Genomic DNA, 6,356 nt, shown 5'->3' with positions numbered 1-6,356 from the left:
CTTTAAATGAATGGCTGCTTCCAAGCCAACATCCTAGCTGTCGATGCAATCAAACCGCGTTTGTTCAACTTAGCATACATTTGGGGACCTTAGCTGATGGTCTGGGTTCTTTCCCTCTCGGACTTGGACCTTAGCACCCAAGCCCTCACTGCTGTGTATATTATATAGCATTCGGAGTTTGTCAGGAATTGGTAGGCGGTGAAGCCCCCGCATCCAATCAGTAGCTCTACCTCTATATAACTAGACCACAGCGCTGCACCTAAATGCATTTCGGGGAGTACGAGCTATTTCCGAGTTTGATTGGCCTTTCACCCCTACCCACAGATCATCCCAAGACTTTTCAACGTCAACGGGTTCGGACCTCCACTATGTGTTACCACAGCTTCATCCTGTCCATGGGTAGATCACACGGTTTCGCGTCTAACACTACTGACTAAAGCGCCCTATTCAGACTCGCTTTCGCTACGGATCCGCACCTGAAGTGCTTAACCTTGCCAGCAACGTTAACTCGTAGGCTCATTATGCAAAAGGCACGCCGTCACATCTTAATGATGCTCCGACCGCTTGTAAGCGTATGGTTTCAGGTTCTATTTCACTCCGTTATTCACGGTTCTTTTCACCTTTCCTTCACAGTACTGGTTCACTATCGGTCTCTCAGGAGTATTTAGCCTTAGCGGATGGTCCCGCCAGATTCAGACAGGGTTTCACGTGCCCCGCCCTACTCAGGATACCACTATTCTTTATATCCCTTACTTATACGGGACTATCACCCTCTTTGGTTAACCTTTCCAGGTTATTCTAATTCAGTTTACAAGAAATATTGTGGTCCTACAACCCCAATATTGCCGTAACAACATTGGTTTGGGCTAATGCGCTTTCGCTCGCCACTACTCACGCAATCACTTTTGTTTTCTTCTCCTCCGCCTACTTAGATGTTTCAGTTCAGCGGGTTCGCCTCCTATCGGATACTATGTCTTCAACATAGTGGGTTGCCCCATTGGGATATCTGCGGATCTATTCGTATGTGCCAATCCCCGCAGCTTTTCGCAGCTTATCACGTCCTTCTTCGCCTCTGAGAGCCTAGGCATCCCCCATACGCCCTTATTTTGCTTATTGTTTCTTTTTTAATTATAAATGTTAATTTATAAATGATGAATCAATTCATAATTCACAATTTAAAATTCACATTTTTTTGTGTTCTTTCTACTTGTTTGTATGTTTATCTCAATATGTCAATGAACTTTAATCAATTAACAATTATCAATTGATAATTATCATTTTTTTCGTGGAGAATATCGGAGTCGAACCGATGACCTCCTGCGTGCAAGGCAGGCGCTCTAGCCAGCTGAGCTAATCCCCCGTTTTTAATTTCAAAATTTAAATCTCAAATTTCAAAATTCAAGGACTCAACTTCTAAAATTTCCTTTTCTCTTAAAATACTTGTTAAAAGTAGTCCCAGGCAGACTCGAACTGCCGACCCCTACATTATCAGTGTAGTACTCTAACCAGCTGAGCTACGAGACTCTGTATTTTAAGTCTTTTTTTTTGAACTAACAGCGAGAGTAAGACCCTAGGTCTTTTTATGTCTCTAGAAAGGAGGTGTTCCAGCCGCACCTTCCGGTACGGCTACCTTGTTACGACTTAGCCCTAGTTACCAGTTTTACCCTAGGCAGCTCCTTGCGGTCACCGACTTCAGGTACCCCCAGCTTCCATGGCTTGACGGGCGGTGTGTACAAGGCCCGGGAACGTATTCACCGCAGCATGGCTGATCTGCGATTACTAGCGAATCCAGCTTCACGGAGTCGAGTTGCAGACTCCGATCCGAACTGAGAACGGTTTTATAGATTCGCGCCCACTTGCGTGGTGGCTGCTCTCTGTACCGTCCATTGTAGCACGTGTGTAGCCCAAGGCGTAAGGGCCGTGATGATTTGACGTCATCCCCACCTTCCTCACGGTTTGCACCGGCAGTCTTGTTAGAGTTCCCGACTTGACTCGATGGCAACTAACAACAGGGGTTGCGCTCGTTATAGGACTTAACCTGACACCTCACGGCACGAGCTGACGACAACCATGCAGCACCTTGAAAGACGTCCGAAGAAGGATCTATTTCTAAATCTGTCGTCTCCCATTTAAGCCTTGGTAAGGTTCCTCGCGTATCATCGAATTAAACCACATGCTCCTCCGCTTGTGCGGGCCCCCGTCAATTCCTTTGAGTTTCACTCTTGCGAGCGTACTCCCCAGGTGGGATACTTATCACTTTCGCTTAGCCACTCAGATTGCTCCAAACAGCTAGTATCCATCGTTTACGGCGTGGACTACCAGGGTATCTAATCCTGTTCGCTCCCCACGCTTTCGTCCATCAGCGTCAATTAACTCGTAGTAACCTGCCTTCGCAATGGGTATTCCATGTAATCTCTAAGCATTTCACCGCTACACTACATATTCTAGTTACTTCCAAGTAATTCAAGTTCTACAGTATCAATGGCCGTTTGATCGTTGAGCGACCAGATTTCACCACTGACTTATAAAACCGCCTACGGACCCTTTAAACCCAATGATTCCGGATAACGCTTGGATCCTCCGTATTACCGCGGCTGCTGGCACGGAGTTAGCCGATCCTTATTCTTACAGTACCGTCAAGCTCCCTCACAAGGGAGTGTTTCTTCCTGTACAAAAGCAGTTTACAATCCATAGGACCGTCATCCTGCACGCGGCATGGCTGGTTCAGGCTTGCGCCCATTGACCAATATTCCTCACTGCTGCCTCCCGTAGGAGTCTGGTCCGTGTCTCAGTACCAGTGTGGGGGATCTCCCTCTCAGGACCCCTACCCATCGTCGCCTTGGTATGCCGTTACCACACCAACTAGCTAATGGGACGCATGCTCATCTTGTACCGTTGGAACTTTAATAATTAAATGATGCCATTTAAAAATACCATGGGGTATTAATCCAAATTTCTCTGGGCTATCCCCCTGTACAAGGTAGATTGCATACGCGTTACGCACCCGTGCGCCGGTCTCAAAGGAGCAAACTCCTTCTACCCCTCGACTTGCATGTGTTAAGCCTGCCGCTAGCGTTCATCCTGAGCCAGGATCAAACTCTTCATCGTATTTTTTTGAGCTTGCGCTCTAGTTTTTTGACAAAGTCGCTAGTTTTCTTACTCTCTTAAATTTTGTTTGTCTTAATATCTCTATTAAAACGTGCTGTCAATCCAATATGTCTATGAACTTTTTCTTTACTTTTTGTCGCTTTTGACTTATCGTCTTAGCGGGTGCAAAGGTAAAATTTCTTTTTAAATTTGCAAGTGTTTTTTGAAAACTTTTTTTGAAGTAAGCTTCGAAAAACATCTTAACATTAACTTAAAGAACTTCGCTGTTGCGGGTGCAAAGATACTATCTTTTTTTTGTTTCTTGCAAGGTTTTGAGGTGTTTTTTTTATTTTATTTTATTACCAACTACGTATCAATAAGTTACGGATTTTTATCTTGTTTTTTTATTATTATTTTTAAATTTTGATGGGTTTTAAAGGATTTTATATATAATGAGTTATTTTTAATCGAGGGGTTTATGAATTAGAAATAGTTTTTCTTTTTTTAAAGAGGTATACTTTATATAGTGTTTTTAGATTGGAACTTTGTTTGTTTTAAATTTATTGTTTAGATGATCCTAAAACATTTTGACTCTTATTACATAGTGATTTTTCTAAGGTATATGTTGTAGTTACTTGAATGAAGGAAAATAATGAAAGGTTTATGAATTTTTATTGCTCTTATATTTTAATGAAGGGATTACTTTAAAATACAGTTATTATTTTTTAGACTTTATGTAAATTTAATTGCTTTCACAGGAGAAATTTTGGTTACTACATAAGAAGGAATAAGCATTACTAAAAGACAAATCAGGACTGTCCCTATATTTAGAAGAATAATAGCAACCCAATTAATATCCACAGGCGCAGTAGTAACGTAATAGTTTTCTGGATTCAGCTTTACTATTCCAAATTTTTGTTGAACAAACAAGAGTCCTACCCCTATAATATTTCCCCACAATAGTCCTTGCACAATCAGATGGACTGCGTTATACAAGAATATCTTCCTAATAGTCCAATTATCCGCTCCAATTGATTTTAAAATTCCAATCATTTGAGTTCTCTCAAGAATTAAAACTAATAATGCAACGATCATATTAATAGTAGCTACAATAATCATAATAATTAATATGACAATTATATTAAAATCAAATAATTTTAGCCACTCAAAAATATAGTAATATTTTTGAGCAATTGTTTGGGTATCTAATGCTTTTGTAGGATCCTCTTTATTTATGGTGTTATTGTAAACTTCAACTCCTTTTTGTTCAATTTGATTAAAATTATTTAAAAAAACTTCAAAAGCTCCCACTTCTGTATTTTTCCACTTGTTAATTCGTTGTATATGACGAATATCTCCTAAAACATATACAGCATCAAATTCTTGAAAGCCTGAATTATAAATCCCAACAATTTTAAAGGATCGGAGGTTGGGCAGTTTTCCTTCTTCTTTCATAAAAAGGTATTGCATTTGTCTCCTATTTTCAAAAAGAGTCGATTTGCTAAATATTCTGAAATGATAACTTCATTATTCACTTTAGATTTCACATTAGGCAATTTTCCTTGCACTAGATATTCTTTAATATTACCCCAATCGTATTCTTTTCCAACTCCTTTAAAAATAATTCCTTCAAAAGATTTTTCTGTTCTAATAATACCTGCTTTACTCGCTACTGCTTGTATGTGCTTAATACCTTCAACAGAATTGTATTTAGGATAGAAGTCTTGATTGGTTGATATAGGATTAAAACTAACTTGTGATTGGTTGTCATCAAAATTAGAAATTATTATATGACCATTAAATGCTGATACTTTTTGTCGTATTTTATTTTGTAAACCAACACCTGTTGCTACTGAGACGATCATCATTATCAAACCAATGGCAATAGCTGCTATGGCTATTTTTATAATTGGGGCGGATATATTACTTTTACGTTCTCTAGTTCGTATTAAACGATCGGCGATAAAAAATTCTAAATTCAATTGATAATGATTTACAAATTGGTTTTCAAAAATACATTTTTATTATTGCTTTTTACAATAATTGCTTGTGGAAATTGCAAAAAGAAGGTAATAGAAAGTAAAATGGATAAATTTAAAGAGAATAATAAATTACATAATAGTGAGGTTCAAAATAAAAGTATTTTAACAGGGGCTGACAACTCATCTCTTTATTTACCAATATTAAAAAACAAAAAAGTTGGAATCGTAACTAACCAAACGGGGATTTTACACGATAGAACCCATTTGGTTGATTTTTTAATTGAAAAAAAGATTAATTTGCAAAAAATATACGCTCCTGAACATGGTTTTCGCGGGACGGCTGATGCTGGGGAAGTAATTAAAGATGGTAAAGACATTAAAACTGATTTACCTATCATTTCTCTTTACGGAAATAACAAAAAACCTAAACCAGAACAATTAACTGGGATTGAGGTTATGATTTTTGATTTACAAGATGTTGGGGCTCGCTTTTACACTTATATTTCTTCATTACATTATGTAATGGAAGCCTGTGCTGAAAACAACATCCCTTTATTAGTTTTAGACCGCCCTAACCCCAATGGTAATATCATAGATGGTCCTATTTTAGAGAATGAATTTAAAAGTTTTGTTGGCATGCATCCAATACCTGTTTTACATGGGATGACAATAGGAGAATATGCTAAAATGATTAATGGTGAAAAGTGGCTTAAAAATGGTATTGAATGCTCGTTGAAGGTGATCCCTTGTAAAAATTATAAACGAGAAATGGTTTATGATTTACCTATAAAACCATCTCCTAATTTACCGAATGCTCAAGCTATTAACTTATATGCCTCTTTATGTTTTTTTGAAGGTACTAATGTAAGTGTTGGGCGCGGTACTGATAAACAATTTCAAATTTATGGCTCACCGTATTTAACGGGTAATAATTTTAAATTTATCCCTATTCCAAATTTAGGTGCCAAAGATCCTGTTTGGAATGGAAAAACTTGTTACGGAGAGGATTTAAGCGAAATAGAAAAAGTAAAACAACTTGAACTAAAATGGTTGATAAAAGCATATAAAGAGAATTCTACAACTATGAATCCTTTTTTTAATGATTTTTTTCAAAATTAGCAGGAACAAAAAAACTTCAAGAACAAATAGAAAAAGGAGTTTCTGAAATAGAAATTCGTAAATCTTGGAAAAAAGGGTTAACCCATTTTAAAAGCATTAGAGCAAAATATTTAACTCCAGAATACTAGAAAAATAAAAGTCCCCTTTTTTAAATTAGAAAGGGGACTT

The 6,356-nt window shown here is 37.9% G+C and carries 2 tRNA genes, 2 rRNA genes and 2 pseudogenes (1 of these 6 running past the window's edge); 1 reads left to right on the top strand and 5 read right to left on the bottom strand.

The features are described from left to right. The 5 genes and pseudogenes from JJC03_RS07995 to JJC03_RS07975 form a co-directional block, all read right to left on the bottom strand. Window positions 1–1,116: ribosomal RNA gene (locus tag JJC03_RS07995) — 23S ribosomal RNA — on the bottom strand (it extends 1,754 nt beyond the left edge of the window). Between the two features lie 170 nt (window positions 1,117–1,286). After that, window positions 1,287–1,360 (bottom strand) — tRNA-Ala (locus tag JJC03_RS07990). Window positions 1,361–1,450: 90 nt separating this feature from the next. Further along, window positions 1,451–1,524, bottom strand: a tRNA-Ile gene (locus tag JJC03_RS07985). A 68-nt stretch (window positions 1,525–1,592) separates the two neighbouring features. Then, window positions 1,593–3,108, bottom strand: a 16S ribosomal RNA gene (locus JJC03_RS07980). The 16S and 23S rRNA genes sit together here with 2 tRNA genes alongside, the layout of an rRNA operon. A 711-nt stretch (window positions 3,109–3,819) precedes the next feature. Next, window positions 3,820–5,069 (bottom strand): annotated as a pseudogene (locus JJC03_RS07975) (ABC transporter permease). A gap of 6 nt (window positions 5,070–5,075) precedes the next feature. Here JJC03_RS07975 and JJC03_RS07970 point away from each other — a divergent pair. Next, window positions 5,076–6,316, top strand: a pseudogene (locus JJC03_RS07970) (exo-beta-N-acetylmuramidase NamZ family protein). The last annotated feature ends 40 nt before the right edge of the window (window positions 6,317–6,356 follow it).

The sequence above is a fragment of the Flavobacterium oreochromis genome, assembly GCF_019565455.1.
Lineage (GTDB): Bacteria > Bacteroidota > Bacteroidia > Flavobacteriales > Flavobacteriaceae > Flavobacterium > Flavobacterium oreochromis.
The sequence above is the reverse complement of the archived record's forward strand: the minus strand, read 5'-3'. Positions and strand labels throughout refer to the sequence as shown.